The sequence below is a fragment of the Streptosporangium longisporum genome, from assembly GCF_039534895.1.
In the GTDB taxonomy this organism is placed as follows: domain Bacteria; phylum Actinomycetota; class Actinomycetes; order Streptosporangiales; family Streptosporangiaceae; genus Streptosporangium; species Streptosporangium longisporum.
The window spans coordinates 544,612-563,529 of the sequence record NZ_BAAAWD010000006.1 but is presented as its reverse complement, the minus strand read 5'-3'; the positions used below and the strand labels follow the sequence as shown (position 1 = coordinate 563,529).

Below are 18,918 nucleotides of genomic sequence, written 5' to 3'. Positions count from 1 at the left end.
TTCGCGTGGTTCGCGATGGTTCGTACGGGCGGACGGGGGCGGTACGGCGCCCGTCCGGCCGGAGGGCAGCGGGTCAGCGGGTCATCGGGCCGGGACCTCCCGCGGCACGGGGGCGTCGCGGCCGGTGCCCCCGCGCGGGCCGCGGGCCGCGGACTCCTCGTGGTAGTCGGCGTCGACGTTGACCTTCCAGACGTCGTGCCGGGCCTTTTCCGCGATGTTCTCCACGGTCAGCATCGCGGTGAGCATGGAGTGGTCCTGGTTGTTGTACCGGTGCATGCCGTTGCGGCCGACCGGGTGGACGCGGGGCCACTCCACGTCGAGGTACTTCCTGAGCACCTCCACGTTGTGGGCGTGGCCGGCGTCGTAGACCGGGTAGGCCTTCGGCATCCGCACCACGTACCCCCGCTCGACCGCGCCGGAGGCGACCAGGCCCAGGCGCTCCAGCTCCCGGGTGCCGAACGCCACGAGGTCGTCGTCGACCATCCGCCACAGGTCGTCGCCCTCGGTGACGAAGTACTCCAGGCCCAGGCAGGTCCGCCCGGCCCGCACCAGGTCCGCCGACCAGGAGCCGTAGTTCTGCACCCGGCCGAGGCGCACCTCGGGGGAGTGGATGTAGATCCAGTTGTCGGGGAAGGAGAACCGCTCGGGGACGACCAGCGCGACGGTGAGGAAGTCGCGGTACCTCAGCCCGGCCGCGGCCTCGGAGACCACGTCGGGCACGTCGGGCCCGAACGCGCGGATCAGGGCGCCGAGCGGCATCGAGGAGATCAGGTCGTCGCAGTACACCTCGCGGACGACGTCCGCCGGTTCGCGGGCCGCGTGCGGGCCCGGGGAGCCGTCCCGCTCGGCGGGCCCCTCCGAGCGGACGGTCACGGCCAGCCGGTCGCCGTGGCGGCGGATGCGCTCGACCCGGGCGCCGAGGTGCACGGCACAGCCGCTCTCGCGGAGCCGGTCGGCGCAGGCCTCCCACATCATCCCCGGCCCCAGCCGGGGGTAGTGGAACTCCTCGATCAGGCTGGTGATCTCCTTGCGCCTCCTGCCGGGGGTGAGCGCGTTCGCGACGGCCCTGCCCAGCGAGAGGTCCCGGATCCGCTGCGCGGCCCAGTCGGCCTGGATGCTCGCGGCCGGGACGCCCCAGACCTTCTCGGTGTAGGTCTTGAAGAAGATCCCGTACAGCCGCCGGCCGAACCTGGCCGTGACCCAGCCCTCGAAGGTGGACTGGTCGGCCGGTGGCCGGATCCGGGCCCGCAGGTAGGAGCCGACGCACCGCACGGACTCGACCGGGCCGAGGTTGGCCAGGGCGTTGGACGCCTTGAGCGGGTAGTCGTAGAAACGGCCGCGGTAGTGGATGCGGCTCATCCTCGGCCGGAGCGGGAAGTCCCGCTCGTCGAGGAGCTCGTGCCAGAACTCCCTCACCCGCGGCACCTTCGTGAAGAACCGGTGCCCGCCGATGTCGAAGCGCCAGCCGTCGCGTTCCTCGGTACGGCTGATGCCGCCCACCACCGGGTCGGCCTCGAAGACCTCGCACGGGCGTCCTCGCCGGGCCAGCTCGTAGGCCGCGGTGAGCCCGGCCGGCCCCGCTCCCACGACGACTGTTGACTCCATGCGTCTCCCCCCGCGAATGCCGTTCGCTGCGATCCCGCCCGTCTCGGTCACCGATCGTGTCGGACGCCGAGGGGGGAACGAGGGGTCATTACGACTTACCAGGACGTGTGCATTCCCAGCCTTGACCGCACCGTGGGGAAGGCGTTGCCGCGGCGCGGGGCGACCGGCCGCGGGGTCCGCCCGGCGCGGGGACCGGGACGGTCAAGACTCGGTCAGCGCAGTTCATGGCCGTCATGTTTCGGGCTCGCCCGTCCCTCCGCGAAGCCATGCTGCTGACGTGACGTCCACCTCGGGTCCGGGGCCGCCGGGTGGTGCCGGCGGGGGGACGGGCCTTCTTCGCCGCTCCCCGGCGGCCGTCCGGTCCCCGCCCCCGCCCGGGACGTCGTCCACGAGGAGTGGATCTTCACCTGCGTGCCGTCTCCGGTGTTCGAGCCGATGGACCGGACCGTGAGCTTTCGACTACCGGAGGACCGATCGTGGCCCCAGTGAGCATCATCGTGCCCATCTACGACGTGGAACCGTACCTTGAGGCGTGTCTGGAGTCGCTGGTCGCGCAGACCTGGGCCGACATCGAGGTCGTGATGGTGGACGACGGTTCTCCCGACTCCAGCGCGGAGATCGCCGAGAGCTTCGCCGCGCGCGACGCGCGGTTCCGGCTGATCCGGCAGGAGAACACGGGGCTGGGCGGCGCGCGCAACACCGGCGTCGGGCACGCCACCGGCGATTTCCTCGCGTTCGTGGACAGCGACGACATGCTCCCGCTGACGGCCGTCGAGGCGATGGTGTGCAGCCTGACCGACAGCGGGTCCGACCTGGTGACGGGCAACGTGCTCCGCTTCAGCGGCAAGGGGGTGCGCCAGTCGCCGATGCACAAGGCGATCTTCGCCGGTTCCGCCCGGCGCACCCACGTGAGCGCCGACCAGGCCCTGCTCAAGGACCGGCTGGTCACCAACAAGCTCTGGCGCCGCTCCTTCTGGGACGAGCACGGCATGAGCTTCCCCGAGGGGGTGCTGTGGGAGGACATCGCGGTCTCGCTGCCCGCCCACTTCCTGGCCGCGTCGGTGGACGTCCTGTCCACCCCGGTCTACCTGTGGCGCGAGCGCGAGGGGGAGAACGTCTCGATCACCCAGAACCGGGGACACGTCAAGGGGATCGAGGACCGGTTCGCCGCGATCACCTCGGTGCGGAGCTTCCTGGCCGGCACCGGCAGGACCGCGCACCTGGCGGCGTGGGACCGGATGGTCCTCGACGGGGACCTGCCGACCTTCCTGCAGGTCTTCGACCAGGCCGGTGAGGCGTTCCAGAACCGCTTCCTGGACCTGGCCTGCGCCTACCTGGAGCAGGCCGGGCCGAAGGTCCTCTCGCTCGTCCCGGCGCAGCGGCGGGTGAAGTGGGCCCTGGTCCGCGAACGCCGCGTGGACGACCTCGTCCAGGTGCTGGAGTGGGACAGGACGGTCAAGCCGACCGCCCGCGTCGTCGGCGGCGGGGTGCGCGGCTACCACCTCAACACCCCCGTGCAGGTCGGGCGGTCCCTGACCCGGATGCGCGAGGAGCTGGACCTGCGCCAGCGGGTGGACACCATGGACTGGCGGGACGACGCCCTGGTCGTCGAGGGCCGGGTCTCGGTCCGCTACCTGCGGGCCCGCAGGAGGATGCAGCAGCACGTGTTCGCCTGGCTGGTCCCCGAGGGGCCGGGCCGCAGGATCCGGCTCCCGGTGACGGCCCGGCGGAGCCTGTCGCTGGTGGACACCGGCCCGCGCAGGCGCAAGGACTGGTGCGGGTTCCGGCTGACCGTCGACCCGGACCGGCTTCCGGCCGGCTCGACCTGGCGGATCGAGCTGCGCGTGCTCTCCCGGGGCCTGCTGCGGCAGGGCGCGCTGGCCCAGCCGAGCCCGGCCGCGCGGCGGCTGGAGTTCTCCGGCCGCGAGTCCGGGAACGTGGTGTGGACCGAGTGGACGGCCGGTGAGGAGTTCCGGCTCCGGGTGGAGCGGCCCGGCGGCCGGGTCACCGGGCACCGGGTGGCCGAGGGCGTGCTGCGCCTCACCGGCCGGTGCGAGAGCGGCCTGGGCGCCGCGCCGGTGCTGCGGCTGGTCCGGCCCCAGGGCGGCCGGGACCGGCGCTACCCGATGACCGTCACCGGCGACGCCTTCGAGGCGACGATCGGCCTCGACGACGTGCTGTCGGAACGCTGGCCCGCCCTGGACCCGGCGAGCCTGGAGATGAGCGCGCTCCACCCCGGCGCCGAGTGGCACTTCGAGATCCTCCCCGAGGAGGGCCCGGCCCGGCCGCTGATCGTCGCCGACGGGGTGGAGCGCGGCCTGCACCGCCTGCGCGGGCGCGACCTGGTGCTGGACCGGTCGCAGCGGGGCGGGTTCGTGCTGCGCGAGCAGCGGCCCACCTTCTACGTGGAGCGGGTGCACTGGGACGAGCAGGGGCACCTGAGGCTGACCGGGGCGCCGATGCGGCCCATCGACGGCCCGGCCTGGCTGGTCGTCACCTCCCGCAACCGGTTCACCGAGCGGCTGTTCCCGCTGGTCGACGGCACGGTCACGGTGACGCCCGAGGGGAGCGACACGCTCGCCGGGCGGCTGCCGCTGCCCGCGGGCACGCACGGCTTCTCGGTCCGCACCGGCCTGGGCGACATGCGGGTGGAGTTCCGCCCGTCCGCGCCGCTGGAGCACATCTCGGCCACCCGGACGTTCACCTTCGAGACCGACGTGATGGCCGAGGCCGTGTTCACCGTGGGCGACGACCTGCGCGCCTCGGGCAGGCCCAAGCAGCAGCGGCTGCTGCGCGAGGACTTCTACCCGGCGCGCCGCGCCGAGCCGCTGCGGCCCGCCGTCCTGTTCGACAGCTTCGGCGGCAGGCAGTTCTCCGACAGCCCCAGGGCGATCTACGAGGAGCTGCGAAGGCGCGGCTCCGACCTGGAGTTCATGTGGCTCGTCCGGGACGGCCAGGTGGAACTGCCCGAGGGGACGGTTCCGGTCCGGCGCTACGGGCGCGAGTTCTACGAGGCGCTGGCCCGCTGCCGGTACGTCGTCACCAACAGCGACCTGCCCGCCTGGTTCGAGCGCAGGCCCGAGCAGACGGTGCTGCAGACCTGGCGGGGCACGCCGCTCAAGCGCGTCGGCTTCGACGTGGAGAAGGTGCCGTTCGCCCGGCCCGACCACCACGAGCGGCTGGCCAGGACCGTCGCGCAGTGGAGCCACCTGATCTCGCCGAGCCCCTGGTGCAGCTCGGTCCTGGACAGCGCGCTGCGCTTCCAGGGGGAGATCCTGGAGATCGGCTCCCCCCGCGACGACCTGCTGCGCCGCGGCGGGCCCGAGGAGGTCGCGCGGCGGGCGGCGCGGGTCCGCGAGCGTCTCGGCCTGCCCGAGGGCAGGAAGGTCGTCCTCTACACCCCGACCTGGCGGGACGACAAGTTCTACAGCAGGGGACGCTACCGCCTGGACCTGCACCTGGACCTGGAGCGGATGGCCGACGAGCTCGGCGAGGAGTACGTGTTCCTGCTGCGCAAGCACCCGACCGTGACCGACCGGGTGCCGCGGGCCGGCGACGGCTTCGTCCGCGACGTCTCGGTGTACCCGGACGTCCAGGAGCTCTACCTGGTCGCGGACATGCTGGTCACCGACTACTCGTCGGCCATGTTCGACTTCGCGGTGACCGGCAGGCCGCTGCTGTTCTACACCTACGACCTGGAGCGCTACCGCGACGAGGTGCGCGGCTTCAACTTCGACTTCGAGGCCGAGGCCCCCGGCCCGCTGCTGCGCACCACCGAGGAGCTCGTCGCGGCCGTACGGGACGCCGGCGAGACCTGCGCCGAGTACCGCAGGGCGTACGAGGCGTTCACCGCGCGGTTCTGCCCGCTGGAGGACGGCGGCGCGGCGGCGCGGGCCGTGGACCGGCTGTTCTGCTAGCGGCCCGCCCCGCCCGTGCGGCGGGGCGGGGCCGGTGGCGCGATCCGGAGGCCGGGGAGCTCTCTCCCCGGCCTTTCGCGCCCTCAAAGCGGCCGATCGCTTCGGCGCGGGCCGGTCAAGAAGTGGCATGGAGATCTTCTAGTAGTTACAGAGCGTAGATGACAGGAGACACGGCGTGGCCATGCTGGAACACATGAGGGCCTATTCGTTGGACGACGTTCTCGCGACCCGGAAACGAAAAGACTCCTGGTGGACCGTCTTCCTGGTCGACCCGGTGGCGTGCAGGCTCACCCTGCTCGTCGCCAACCACACGTCCGTCACCCCCAACGGCCTGACCCGCCTCTCCCTGATCCTCGGGATGTGCTCCGCGATCTGCTTCGCGGGCGGGCGGCTGGTGGCGGGGGCCCTGCTGTTCTACGTGAGCTTCGCGGTCGACTGCATGGACGGGAAGATCGCCCGTCTGAAGGGGACCGGCACCGCGTTCGGCCTCTGGCTCGACTACGTGGGCGACCGGATCAGGGTGGTCTGCTGCGCCTCCGGCCTGGCCTCCGGGCAGTACGCGGTCACCGGTGACGTCTCCTACATCCTGCTCGGCGCCGGGGTGGCCGTGCTCGACCTGTTCCGGTACGTGAACGCGCCGCAGATGAAGCGGGTGCGCGAGACCGTCAAGGAGAACCGGCTCGGGCACCTGGCGTCCGTCGGCCCCGCCGGTTCCGTTGGCCCTGCCGAGCAGGGAGCCGCCGGCCGCTCCGGGCACAACGGGCGCGCCGGGCACACGGGACACACGGGGGACGCCGAGGTCGTCATGCTCCGCGAGCCCATCACCCCGCGCGAGCCGCTCACGCCCCGTGAGCCGATCACCCCGCGTGAGCCGCTGCGGGACGCCGGGTTCGGCGACGAGGCCGCGCCGCCGGTATCGCTGTCGGTGTCGCCGTCGGGGGAGCCGGTGCGGCGCGCGGGGAGGCGCTCCAGGCTGCCCCGGCGGGTCGGCCGCCTGCTGGCCCGCCACCGGGTGCGGACCCACCTGATCAGCGGCATCGAGTTCCACGCCGCGGTGTTCGTGGTCGCCCCGCTGATCGGGACGGCCGCGCTGGTGCCCGTCGCGGTCGGGGCCGGGGCGCTGCTTCTGCTGAACGAGGTCTTCCTGATCTACCGAATGTGGCTCTTCGCCCGGGTGGCACCCGTCGTGCCCCTCGTGGAGAAGGCGCCGCGCGTATCTGTTTGACCAAGCGTTACGGGGGTTCGTTGTCATGCAGTCCGACCGCCCGATCTTCGTGATCGGTTGTCCGCGTTCCGGCACCACCATGTTGCAGCTCATGCTGCACTCGCACCCGCGCATCGCGGTGCCGCCGGAGACCCGGTTCGTGGTGCCCGGTTACTACCGCAGGTTCTCCTTCGGCGACCTGCGCGAGGAGCGCAACCGCCGCAGGGTCGGCCGGTGGATCGTGAGCGACAAGGACACCAAGTTCAAGGAGCTCAAGCTCGACGGGGAGAAGCTGATCGAGGACATCGTCGCCGGTCCGCCGACGCTGGGGTCCGCGATGGGCATCACCTTCCGCTCCTACGCCGAGCAGTACGGCAAGAGCCGCTGGGGCGACAAGCGGCCCAGCTACTACCACCACGTCGACCTGCTGACGCGGCTCTTCCCCGACGCCCAGTTCGTCCACCTGATCAGGGACGGCCGCGACTGCGTGGCGTCGCTGAAGGAGATGCCCTGGTACACCAAGGACGTCTTCCACGCGGTGGTCAACTGGAGCGAGGCGATCGACTACGGCCGCAGGCACGCCAGGAGGCTCCCCGCCGACAGCTACTACGAGCTGCGCTACGAGGACCTGACGGCCTCCCCCGAGACCGAGCTGAGCAAGCTCTGCGGCTTCCTCGGCGAGGACTACGACCCGGCGATGGCCGAGCCGTACCACGTGGCCCGGGTGGCGATCCCGCAGCACAAGGTGTGGCACAGCAACACCCACGGCGACGTCACCACCGCCAGGGCGGGCTCGTGGAAGGCCAGGCTGGACCCGTGGGAGATCTCGGTGTGCGAGACCGTCCTGGCCGAGCGGCTGACCGCCAACGGCTACGAGCTCAGCGGCGCGCCCGCGGCGAGCAAGGCCCACATCGCGGCGTGCGAGAAGGCGGCCTCCAAGCGGCGCTGGGCGCGCAGGCGCAAGGAGCTGCGCGACCGGGTCAACCGGCTGCGCGAGCCGAGCCCGGTGGCCGCCAGGCTCACCAGCCGGCAGCTGGGCGAGCTGGCGAAGGTCTGACCATGAAGCCCGATCGCCCGATCTTCATCCTGGGCTGTCCCCGCTCGGGGACGACGATGCTTCAGCTGATGCTGCACGCCCACCCGCGGATCGCCATCCCGCCGGAGACCCGCTTCATGATCTCGGCCTACCAGCGGCGGCTCCGGTTCGGGGACCTGGAGGACGCCGAGCGCAGACGCGAGCTGGCCGAGTGGGTGGTCGACCGGCACCAGACGCGCTTCCACGAGCTGAACCTGGACCGCGACGAGGTGCTCGGGCAGATCGTCGCGGGGCCGCCGACGCTGGGCTCTGCGCTGGGCATCGTGCTGCGCGCCTACGCGGCCGGGCAGGGAAAGACGCGCTGGGGCGACAAGCGGCCCTCGTACTTCCAGTACACCGACGTGCTGCTGCGGCTCTTCCCCGACGCCCAGTTCGTCCACCTGATCAGGGACGGCCGCGACTGCGTGGCGTCGCTGAAGGAGATGCCCTGGTACAACGGGAGCCTCTACAGCGCGGTCTCCGTCTGGGCCGAGGCGATCGACTTCGCCCGGCACGGCGCGCCGAGGCTGCCCGGCGGCAGCTACCACGAGCTGCGCTACGAGGACCTGACCGCCGACCCCGAGGCGCACCTGCGCAGGCTGTGCGAGTTCCTCGGCGAGGACTACGACCCCGCCATGTGCGACCCGGCCTCGGTGGCCGACGTCGCCGTGCCCGCGCGCAAGACCTGGCACGCGCTCACCCACGGCGAGGTGACCACGGCGCGGGCCGGCTCGTGGCGCGAGCGGCTCGACCGCGCCGAGATCTCGCTCTGCGAGAGCGTGCTCGCCGACCGCCTGGAGACCTACGGGTACGAGCTCAGCGGCGCGCCGAAGGCGGACACCTCGCGGATCGTCGGCTACGAGCGGACCGTGGCCAAGCGCAGGCTGGCCCGGGTCAAGCGGCTCACGTTCGACCGGCTGATCCGGCTGCGCGAGCCGAACCCGCTGGGCGCGCGGCTCACCGCCGCCCAGATCGTGCTGGCCGGGGTGCCGATGCCGCGCACCGAGCCGGCGAGGGTCACCGGGTGATCTCCTCGAACAGCGTCTCCCACCGGTCCAGGACCAGGTCCGGCCGGAACGTCTCGACGTGCGCCCGGGCGGCGGCGCCCAGCCGCCGCCGTTCGGCGGCCGAGGCCATCAGCCCGGCCAGCGCGGTGGCGAGCGCGCTCACGTCGGACGGGGGGCACCAGCAGCCCGGTCCGCCCGTCCAGGACGAGCGACCTGAGCCCGCACGACACGTCGAACGCCACCGCCGGGATCCCGTAGGACGCGGCCTCGCCGACCACCAGCGGCAGTCCCTCGTGCTCGCTGGACAGGGCCAGCACCGAACCGCCCAGGTACTCCCGGCCCATCAGGGCCGCGGGCACCGGGCCGCGGAACACCACCCGGTCGCTCACCTCGCACGCCGCGGCGTGCGAGCGGAGCCGGTCCAGCTCCGGGCCCTCGCCGATCAGGTGCAGCTCCCAGCCCTCACCCGCCCGCTCGCGGTCCCCGCGGTCGCCGGGGTCCTCGGGCCGCCCGTCCGCGGGCAGGACCGCGCCGGGGAACGTCCCGCCCCCCGTCCCGCCGCACGCCTCGGCGAAGGCGGAGATCAGCCGGTCGAACCGCTTCACCCCCCCGAGCCTGCCGATCCCGAGCACCCGCCGGGCGGTCAGTTCCGCGGTCCGCGACGGCCAGACCGGCAGCGGGTTCGGGATGGACCAGGTGTTGGGCAGCAGCGCGTGCTCGGAAAAAAGCCAGGCGTCCTCCTCGCTGAGGAAGACCGCCTTCTCCAGGGAGCCGTAGTGGCCGCGGACCGAGCGCAGGTGCCACGACCCCCGGGCGTGCTCGTAGGAGCCGTGGTACTGCCCGATCGGCAGCAGCCGCTCGGGCAGCAGCCGCCGGATCCGGGTGACCACGCTGGGCGAGGCGAGCACCGCGAACCCCGGCCCCACGTCGCGCAGCAGCCGCTCCAGCGTCCTGCGCTCGCGCCTGCTGCCCGTCCGCGAGAGCCTGCCCACCGGCGTCCGGTGGATCACGTGGGTGGTGTAGCGCGGGTGTTCCACGTACCGGAACGGGCTCTCGGCCCGGTGCAGCCCGATCACGTGCACCTCGCGGCCCCGCTCGGCCAGCCCCTGCGCCACGGTGTGGGTGACCCGCTGCACGCCGCCCAGGGTGTCGGCGTCCAGGCAGGCGAACACGACCGCCTCCCGGTCGTGGCGGCTCACCGGAACCACCCCGGGATCGGGAGCCGGATCGGCGACCGCCACCCGGCCCGGCGCGCCCGGCCGTCCGTCCGGCCGTCCGCACCCGCGCGGTCCCGCGCGCGCCCGTCCGGCACGCCCGGCACGAGGACCGGCTCGCCGACGCGCTCCGGTACGGACCGGACGGCCGGTCCGGGGACGCGCTCCGGGGAGGGGCCGAAGAAGTCGTCCACCACCCTCGCCGAGGCGTGCCCCCTCTCCTCGGCGCACCACAGCTCGCGGAACGCCCGGTACCTGGGGGCGAACGACGCGGTCACGCCCTCCAGGTCCCGCAGCGCCTCGATCAGCTCCCCGGTCGTGGTCAGGCAGGGGCCGGGGGCGATGGCCGGCAGGTCGTGGTAGACGCCGCGCTCCAGGTGGCGGTACTCGTCCCAGTCGTCGATCAGGAACAGCATCGGCCGCCCGGTGACCGCGTAGTCGCACATCAGCGACGAGTAGTCGGTCAGCAACGCGTCCGAGAGCAGCATCAGGTCGTTGACCTCCGGGTACGACCCGGCCGGGCGGACGAAGTGACGCAGGTGCTCGGGCACCCGGAACCGCTCGACCGGGTGGGTCCGCAGGACCATCGTCCACTCGCCGGACAGGGCCTCGGCCATCGCCGTCAGGTCCGCCCTGACGGACCGGCCCGACCCCCTGGCCCGGTCGCGGTAGGTGGGGGCGTACAGCAGCACCCGGGAGCCGGGCGGGATCTCCAGCCGTTCCCGCGCCCGCCGGGCCGCCTCCGGGTCGCCGCGCACGAGCACGTCGCACCGGGGCGAGCCGTGGCGCAGCAGCGGCCCCCGGTAGCCGTTGGAGGGCACGAAGACCCGCTCGAACTCGGCGCTGGGCGCCACCAGCGCGTCCCAGCGCTCCACCGCCGCCCGCCAGGCCGCCCTGGGCGCGTCGAAGTCGGCGCGCAGGTCGGGCGCGTCGAAGCCGACCGACTTGATGCCCTGCCCGTGCCAGGTCTGCAGGTAGCGGGTGCCGGACGGCTTGGGGTAGGCCAGCGGCATGCCGTGGCTGTCCACCCAGTAGCCGGCCCTGGCCATGGTCCAGACGTGGCGCCAGCTCATCCGGCGCACCAGCCGGGTGCCGGGCGGGAAGTTCCGCCGGTTCCGGGACACCGACCAGACCGTCCTCAGCGGCGTGCCCCGCCGCCTGAGCTCCTCGTACACGTAGCGGGGGTTGCCGGTGTAGCCGGCGCCGACGTCGGACTCGAACAGGACCAGGTCCCTGCGGGGCGGCAGCACCGAGATCAGCCCCTTGTAGACCCGGAGCTTCACCTCGGGCGCGCCGATCCTGCGCAGCAGCCGGACGCCGGCCCGCCGCAGCTTCGGGAGCCGCCGCAGCGGGCCACGGCGCCGCCAGACCACCCGCAGGAACGCCGCGGATCCCTCGGCCCGGACGGTCACGTCGTGGTGGGGGACCGCGGCCGTGAACGGCGCGGCGGCCGGGTCGACGAGCAGCCGGTCGGAGGTGGTCCTCCCGTCGGGACGGACGATCTCGACCACCGGGTCGTAACGGCCGTCGAACCCCAGGCGGCCGTGCCTGATCCCGGCGAGGTCGACCGTCGCCTCGCCCAGGTACTCGCCGCCGGGCTGCGCGCGCGGTCGCAGCGGCACCCGGTGGTCCCGGAACCGCAGGAACGCGGTCCAGCCGGGGGTGGCCTCCAGGACGCCGAACGGGTCGTAGGTCCTGATCGACAGCCTGAGCGTCGTGCCCTCGCCGGTGACGACCGCCTCGTGACGCAGCCGGGAGGCGGTGTAGGGCAGCTCGGCCATCCGCAGCGGGGTGATCTCCCGCCTGGGGTCCGCCGCCGTGCCCCAGTAGGTGTGCCCGTCCCGTCGCAGGGCGGCGCGCGGCGGGGCCTTGGGCCCGTTCAGCGACCGGGCGGCGATCAGCAGCTCGTCGGGCCGGCCGTCGGTGATGAAGCTGCAGCAGACCCGCATGAGCGGGTCCACGGTCTCGAACACCACCGGGTCGAGCTCGGCCAGGTAGGGGCGGACCACCGAGACGAACTCGGCGATCCACGCCAGGTCGCGGGCGGGCAGCGGGTTGAGGTAGACCCGCAGGTCCTGGCGGACGAAGCGGCGCTGGCGCTCGTGCACCAGATGGCCGAGGCCGTTCTCGCGCAGGATGTCGTCGCTCATCCTGGCGGCCTGGATCCTGGAGCGGACGTTGGCCATCTCGGTCAGGCTGAGCGAGATCGACGGCCGCGTCTCGCCACCGGCCGCGGCCCGGTGCCACAGGTAGACCACCCAGGGGACCACGGCGAACCGCCGCGCCGCGCAGTACAGGGCGGTGCTGAAGACGTGGTCCTCGTAGTGGATGTCCTCCGGGAACGGCACCCGGCGCAGCAGCTCGGCCCGGTAGAGCTTGTTGGTGCTGAAGGAGTCCAGGAACATCTCCGGCTCCTGGGCGATCCCCTCGACGGTCCTGCGCCGCGCGAACAGGGCCGGGTAGTAGCGGGCGGTCTTGCCGGTCCGCTCGTACAGCCGGGAGATCTGCCCGGTGACGAAGTCGGCGCCGGTCCGCTCGATCTCCAGCAGCAGGCTCTTGCAGGCGTGCCTGGTCAGCTCGTCGTCGCTGTCGAGGAACATCACGTACGGTGCCCGCGCGGAGGCCACGCCCCTGTTGCGCGGGGTGCCGCAGCCCCCGCTGTTGACCTCGGTGCGCAGGTAGCGGACCCGGGGGTCCTCGCGCTGCAACGCGCGGGCGACGGGTTCGGTGCCGTCGGTGCTCGCGTCGTCGACGATGATCACCTCGACGCCGCGCAGCGACTGCCGGAGCACGGATCGTACGGCCCTGGGCAGCCGGGTGGCGTCGTTGTAGGTGATGACCACAACGCTGCATTCAGGGATATTGATCACATTCTGAGGTATTCCCGAGAAAAGCGGTTACTTGTCCCTCTTGTGCAGTAATGACGCTGTTTTTGATGTTGTGTGAATTTACAAGGGGTGAGACGGTCGCTCGTCCCCCTTCCCGGGCCGTGCGGGTCCGGTCTCAGCCGTACGGGCCGCTCCCCGTGAGCGGGACGCCGTCCTGGAGGTACGCGGTCCGTCCCGTGCGGCGGGCCGACAGGCAGGCCCGCAACCGGTGCGCCCGCGCCGGGGGCAGGAAGGCGTCCGCGTCCGCCGCGTCCACCATCCGCCACTCGCTGAGCTCCTCCGGAGGCAGCCGGATCGCCGCCCGCCCCCGCTCGTCCAGGACCCCGCCGTCGAAGAGCACCCGGAACCCGCCGGGCCGCCCCGCGCGAGGACGCATCCAGTCCGCGCACAACAGCACCGGGACGGGGAGCGGGAGCGTCAGCCCGAGCTCCTCGACGGCCTCCCTCGTGGCCGCCTCCCACGGCGTCTCCCCCTCCTCGACCGTCCCGCCGGGGAACTCCCACCCCTCCTTGTACGTCGGCCGGACGAGAAGGACCCGGTCGGCCTCGTCCGTGATGAACAACGCGGCCGCCGAGGGATGGCGGGCGAGATCGCGGAAGTAGTCTTCGACGCTCATGGGGCCGACCGTAACGGAGGACGCCGAGAACCCGGGCGCACTCCTGCCGCCAACGGGCTTCCCGCAGCCCTGGGGGACCTCGGGCGGGCTTCGGGCTGGGCGGCTCCGCTCTGTGCGGTCCCCGGGCGGGGAGCGGGCCGTGGAAAGCGGAGCGTCATGCGTCCGGTCGCCGGTTCAGGGGCGGCTCAGCGCCGGTTCAGGGCCCGGCGGATCAGCCAGGCGACCAGGACGAGGAGCGCGAGGGCGGCGACCACCGGGGCGACGCGCTTGAGCAGCGGCAGGCCCGCCACCTCCAGGAGGTTCAGGGCCTCCTCGTCGGGGCTGAGCGAGGTGCGCGAGGTACCGGCGGGGTGGCTCCGGCGTGTGTCGGCCTCCTCGCCGAGGACCACGTCGGGAGGGGTCGGCACCGCGCTGAGGTGCCTCCCGGTCCCACCCGGCCCGGAAGCGGCGGGAGCGGCGGGAGTGGCGGGGACGGCCGCCGGAGGGCTCATCCCCTCCGGGCCGTCCGGGCCGCCCAGCCCGGAGGCGGCGGCACCCGCACCGGCCGTGCCCGCACCGGCCGTGCCCGCACCGGCCGTGCCCGCACCGGCCGTACCCGCACCGGCCGTACCCGCACCGGCCGTACCCGCACCGGCCGTACCCGCACCGGCCGTACCCGCACCGGCCGTGCCCGTCTCGGACGGGTTCTGACCGTCCGTGCCACCACCACTCGTGCTCGTACCACCCGTGCCGGAGCCCGCGGTGCCGGAGCCCGCCGTGCCGGAGTCCGCGGTGCCGGTGTCGTCCGGGGCAGGGGGCGTGGCACCCGCGGTGCCCGGGCCGGTGGTGCTCTCCGTGGCGGGAGCCGCGGGGGCGGTGGCGCCCGCGGGGCCGGGGAAGCCCGTGGGCGGGTCCTGTCGGCCCGAGGTCTCCGTGGCGAGCGTCTCCGCGGCAAGGGCCTCGGCGGCGGGGGACTCGGGAGTGGGGGTCCCGGGGGCCGGGGCCGTCGCGCCCGCCGGGCCGGGGGCGGCCGTCCTCGCGTCCGCCGCGCCGTCCGGACCCTTGGGGCGCTTCGGGCCCTTGGAACCCTTCGATCCCTTCGCGCCGCCCGGGGTCGCCGGCGTCTCGCCGGACTGCTCGGCGGGCACCGCCTCCGGTGCCGAAGGAGCGCTCCAGCCGCCCACGCCGCCCGTGTCGGGCGTGGTCTCGGCGGCGGTCTCCACGCCGGGGCTCTCGCCCAGCAGCCGGGAGAGGTTGGCCGCGAACCTGTCGATCAGCTTCCCGCCGACCTCGGCCATCACGCCCCGGCCGAACTGGGCCGGGCGGCCGGTCACGGTGAAGGAGGTCTCGACGGTGACGCGGGTGGTGCGGCCCTCGGGGTGCAGCCGGGCGACGACCGTGGCACCGGCGGTGCCCGAACCCCTGGCCTCCTTGCCGGAGGCCTCCAGGGTCATGGAGCGGGCGTCCTCGTCCACCTTCTCGTAGGAGGCACGTCCCTGGTAGGTGACCGTGATCGGCCCGACCTTCACCTTCAGCTTGCCGGTGAAGGAGTCCCCCTCGACCTTGTCGACGGTGGCGCCGGGCAGGCAGGGCGCGACGCGCTCGACGTCGAGCAGCACCGGCCAGGCCTGCTCGACCGGCACCGGGACCGTGAACTCGTGCTCGAATCGCATCGCCATCGATCCGCTCCTTGTCGATCGGTCGCTGCTGCGACATTACGACTACACGGGGTCGTATTCCAGTACACCGCTGCGGAAGCGGTCGAGGGACCCAACGCAACCCATAGTTATATTTATGCCTCTATATCGGACCACAATGGCTCGTAACGGTCCCAGCCGGTCGGTGTCCGTATCCCTGGTACTGCCCATCTGGGCGTGGACGATGCCTCGGCGCCCGGTGATCCCGGCCGGATCGGGAGGCCGTCCCCGATCCGGCCGGGACCCGATCACCCCGGCCCCGCGTCGAACGGGGCTCAGCCGATCGCGCTCCTGACCGCCCGCCGGGTCAGCACCCGGGCCAGATGGCGGCGGTAGTCGGGCCTGGCGTGCAGGTCGGACGAGGGCGAGGTGCCCTCGTCCGCCCGCGCGCACGCCTGTGCGATCGGATCGGCCGTGCCGTCGGAGCCGGGGGAGGCGAGATCCACCCCGCGCAGCGTCTCCTCCACGGCCCCGGCCCGCACCGGGACGGAGCCCATGTTGGTCAGCCCGATCCGGGCCTCCTCGACGATCCCGTCACCCCGCCGCACGGCCGCGGCGACGCCGACGATCGCCCACGCCTGGGCGGTCCGGTGGAACTTCTCGTAGTGGAACCCCCACCCCGGGCCCAGGACGGGCACCTTGACGCCGGTCAGCACCTCGCCGGGACCGAGCGCGGTCTCCAGGTAGTCGACGAAGAAGTCGGCCGCGGGGATCTCCCGCTCGCCGTCGCCGGAGCGGGCGACGAGGACGCAGCCGAGCGCCAGCGCCACCGCGGGCAGGTCCCCGGCGGGGTCGGCGTGGGCCAGGGAGCCGCCCAGCGTGCCACGGTGCCGTACGGCGGGATCGGCGACCGTGGCCGTGGCCAGCGCGAGCAGCGGGGCGCGGTCCCTGATCACGGCGGAGCGCAGCACCTCGTCGTGGGTGGTGAGCGCGCCGACGAACACGTGGTCGCCGCGGTCGTCGATGCCGCGCAGCCCGGGCAGGCGCCCGAGGTCCACCAGCGTGGACGGGTAGGCCAGCCGGAGCCGCAGCAGCGGCAGCAGCGACTGCCCCCCGGCCAGCACCTTGACGTCGTCGCCGGAGTCCGCGGCCTCGCCGAGCACCCGGCAGGCCTCCTCCAGCGACTCGGGCCTGACGTAGTCGAACGACGCGGGGATCATCGGTCGCCTCCCTCGGAGCCGGTCCCCGCCCCGGTCCCGGTCGTCGAGGACCCGGTGTCCGGGGACCCGGTGTCCGGGGACCCGGTGTCCGGGGACCCGGTGTCCGGGGACCCGGCCGCAGAGGATCCGGCCGCAGAGGAACCGGTGGCAGGAGCTCCGGAGACCGGGGGGCCGTCCGCCGGGGTGCCCGCCTCGGTGACGGCGCGCCAGACGCGCTCGGGGGTGCAGGGCATCCGCACGTCGTTCACCCCGAAGGGGCGCAGCGCGTCGACGACCGCGTTGACGACCGCGGGTGTGGAGGCGATCGTCCCGGCCTCGCCGACGCCCTTGACGCCCAGCGGGTTGGTCGTCGACGGGGTCTCCGTACGGTCGGTGACGAAGGCCGGGAGGTCGGACGCGGCCGGGATGAGGTAGTCGGCCATGGTCGCGGTGAGCAGGTTGCCCTCGGCGTCGTGGACGGCCTCCTCGAACAACGCCTGGGCGACGCCCTGGGCGATGCCGCCGTGCACCTGCCCCTCGACGATCAGCGGGTTCACCACCGATCCCACGTCGTCGACGGCCACGTAGGCCCGGATCCGCACCGCGCCCGTCTCGGTGTCCACCTCGGCCGCGCACAGGTGGGTGCCGTGCGGGAAGGAGAAGTTGTCCGGGTCGAAGGTCGCGTCGGCGTCCAGCGCGGGTTCGAACCCGTCGGGCAGGTCGTGCGCGGCGAAGGTCGCCAGTGCCAGCTCCTGGATGGTCTTCCCCACCCCGGTGCCGCGGACCGTGAACGTGCCGTCGGCGAACTCGACGTCGTCGGCGGACGCCTCCAGCATGTGCGCGGCGAGGATCCTGGCCCGTTCCTTGACCTTCTCGCAGGCGGCCAGCACGGCGACGCCGCCCACGACCAGGGAGCGGGAGCCGTAGGTGTCCATGCCCTTGTGGGAGACGGCCGTGTCGCCGTGCAGCACCGAGACGTCCTCGAACGGCACGCCCAGCGCGTCGGCGACGATCTGGCTCCACGCGGTCTCGTGCCCCTGCCCGTGCGGTGAGGAGCCGGTGACGACCTCGACCTTGCCGGTGGGGAGCATCCTCACCGAGGCGTGCTCCCAGCCGCCCGCGCCGTAGCTGAGGCTGCCCAGCACCCGGGAGGGGGCCAGCCCGCACATCTCGGTGAACGTGGAGACGCCGATGCCGAGCTGCACCGGATCACGCCGGTCGCGGCGGTCGGCCTGCTCGGCCCTGAGCTTGTCGTACCCGAGCAGGGCCAGGGCCCGCTCGGTCGCGGCCTCGTAGTTGCCCGAGTCGTAGGTGAGCCCGCAGATCGTGGTGTACGGGAACTCCTCGTGGGTGATCCAGTTGCGGCGGCGCAGCTCGACGGGGTCCATGCCCAGCTCGTGGGCGAGCTCCTCCATCGCGCGCTCGATCGCGAACGTCGCCTCCGGCCGCCCCGCGCCCCGGTAGGCGTCGGTCGGAACCTTGGTGGTGAAGACGCCGGTGCAGGTGAAGTCGTAGGCGTCCATCTTGTAGATGCCGTTGTACATGAACGCGCCGAGCAGCGGCACGCCCGGCGTGATCAGCATCAGGTAGGCGCCCATGTCGGCCAGCAGGTTCACCTGGACGCCCCGCACCCGCCCGTCCCGGTCGGCGGCGACGCGGATCCGCTGGAGCTGGTCGCGGCCGTGGTGCGCGGTCAGGTTGCCCTCGGAGCGGGACTCGGTCCACTTCACCGGCCTGCCCAGCCGCCGGGTCAGCAGCAGGGCGAGCACCTCCTCGGCGGTGACCTGGAGCTTGGAGCCGAAGCCGCCGCCCACGTCCGGGGCGACCACCCTCAGCTTGTGCTCGGGGATGCCGGTGGTCAGCGCGAGCATGACGCGGAGCACGTGCGGGATCTGGGTGGCCGAGTACAGCGTGAAGGAGTCGCCGTCGGTGGTGGCCACCACCGCGCGGGGCTCCATGGCCGTGGGGATGAGCCGCTGCTGCACGTAGGTGCGCTCGATCACCACCGGGGCGTCGCGGAACGCCTCCTCGATGTCACCCCCGGAGAACCTCCAGGTGAACGCCCGGTTCCCGGCGGACGCGCCCTCGTGGACCCTGGGGCTGCCCGCGGTGAGCGCCTCGGTCATGTCGAGCACCGCGTCCAGCGGCTCGTAGTCGATCTCGATCGCCTCCAGGGCGTCGGCCGCCCGGTAGCGATCGGTGGCGACCACGCAGGCCACCGCCTCGCCGACGTAGCGGACCTCGTCGACCGCCATGGGCGGGTGGTCGGGGATCAGGACGTCCTCGCTGACCGGCCAGGCGCACGGGAGGCTGCCCTGCTCGTCGGCGAGATCCCGGCCGTCGTAGACGGCGACCACGCCCGGCCTGTCGCGCGCGGCCGAGGTGTCCACCCGGGTGATCCTGGCGTGGGCCATCGGGCTGCGCAGGAAGGCCACGTACATCATGCCGGGGAGCTGGATGTTGTCGGTCCAGGTGGTGCGGCCGGTGACCAGCCGGGCGTCCTCCTTGCGCCTGCGTGCCCTGCCGACCTCGTGGGCCGCGGACGGGGTGCCGAGCGCGTCGCTCTCGGCGATCCGC

Annotated in this window: 10 protein-coding genes and 1 pseudogene; 4 read left to right on the top strand and 7 right to left on the bottom strand. The window is 73.2% G+C overall.

Annotated features, from left to right (window positions below):
• Nucleotides 1-81: 81 nt before the first annotated feature.
• Nucleotides 82-1,605 (bottom strand): NAD(P)/FAD-dependent oxidoreductase, encoded by a 1,524-nt coding sequence (locus tag ABD832_RS06485; RefSeq protein WP_344889800.1) that lies wholly within the window; start codon nt 1,603-1,605, stop codon nt 82-84.
• Between the two features lie 485 nt (nt 1,606-2,090).
• Between ABD832_RS06485 and ABD832_RS06480 the strand changes: the two genes are divergently transcribed.
• The 4 genes from ABD832_RS06480 (at nt 2,091) to ABD832_RS06465 (ending at nt 8,829) form a co-directional block, all read left to right on the top strand.
• Nucleotides 2,091-5,522 (top strand): bifunctional glycosyltransferase/CDP-glycerol:glycerophosphate glycerophosphotransferase, encoded by a 3,432-nt coding sequence (locus tag ABD832_RS06480; protein WP_344889798.1) that lies wholly within the window; start codon nt 2,091-2,093, stop codon nt 5,520-5,522.
• 193 nt (nt 5,523-5,715) lie between these two features.
• Nucleotides 5,716-6,747: a CDP-alcohol phosphatidyltransferase family protein gene (locus tag ABD832_RS06475; protein ID WP_344889795.1), complete on the top strand. Its 1,032-nt coding sequence runs from the start codon at nt 5,716-5,718 to the stop codon at nt 6,745-6,747.
• Between the two features lie 25 nt (nt 6,748-6,772).
• The gene (locus tag ABD832_RS06470) at nt 6,773-7,783 is read left to right on the top strand and encodes a sulfotransferase family protein (RefSeq protein WP_344889792.1); all 1,011 of its coding nucleotides are present in this window, start codon (nt 6,773-6,775) and stop codon (nt 7,781-7,783) included.
• 2 nt (nt 7,784-7,785) lie between these two features.
• The gene (locus ABD832_RS06465) at nt 7,786-8,829 is read left to right on the top strand and encodes a sulfotransferase family protein (RefSeq protein ID WP_344889789.1); all 1,044 of its coding nucleotides are present in this window, start codon (nt 7,786-7,788) and stop codon (nt 8,827-8,829) included.
• A 197-nt stretch (nt 8,830-9,026) separates the two neighbouring features.
• Here ABD832_RS06465 and ABD832_RS06460 read toward each other — a convergent pair.
• The 6 genes and pseudogenes from ABD832_RS06460 to ABD832_RS06435 form a co-directional block, all read right to left on the bottom strand.
• Nucleotides 9,027-9,413: pseudogene (locus ABD832_RS06460) on the bottom strand (glycosyltransferase); the annotation flags it as partial.
• 590 nt (nt 9,414-10,003) lie between these two features.
• Nucleotides 10,004-12,865, bottom strand: a complete 2,862-nt coding sequence (locus tag ABD832_RS06455) for a bifunctional glycosyltransferase/CDP-glycerol:glycerophosphate glycerophosphotransferase (protein ID WP_413224086.1) — start codon at nt 12,863-12,865, stop codon at nt 10,004-10,006.
• Nucleotides 12,866-13,025: 160 nt separating this feature from the next.
• Nucleotides 13,026-13,526 carry an NUDIX domain-containing protein gene (locus ABD832_RS06450; protein WP_344889785.1) on the bottom strand — a complete coding sequence of 167 codons (501 nt, stop codon included), beginning with the start codon at nt 13,524-13,526 and terminating at the stop codon, nt 13,026-13,028.
• A gap of 185 nt (nt 13,527-13,711) precedes the next feature.
• Entirely contained in the window at nt 13,712-15,184 is a 1,473-nt protein-coding gene (locus ABD832_RS06445) for an SRPBCC family protein (RefSeq protein ID WP_344889783.1), read from the bottom strand.
• 293 nt (nt 15,185-15,477) lie between these two features.
• Complete coding sequence (locus tag ABD832_RS06440; RefSeq protein WP_344889780.1) at nt 15,478-16,362, bottom strand: FAD binding domain-containing protein; 885 nt, start codon at nt 16,360-16,362, stop codon at nt 15,478-15,480.
• Nucleotides 16,359-18,914 carry a xanthine dehydrogenase family protein molybdopterin-binding subunit gene (locus ABD832_RS06435; RefSeq protein ID WP_344893357.1) on the bottom strand — a complete coding sequence of 852 codons (2,556 nt, stop codon included), beginning with the start codon at nt 18,912-18,914 and terminating at the stop codon, nt 16,359-16,361. Before ABD832_RS06435 ends, ABD832_RS06440 begins: the two co-directional genes overlap by 4 nt.
• Between the last annotated feature and the right edge of the window lie 4 nt (nt 18,915-18,918).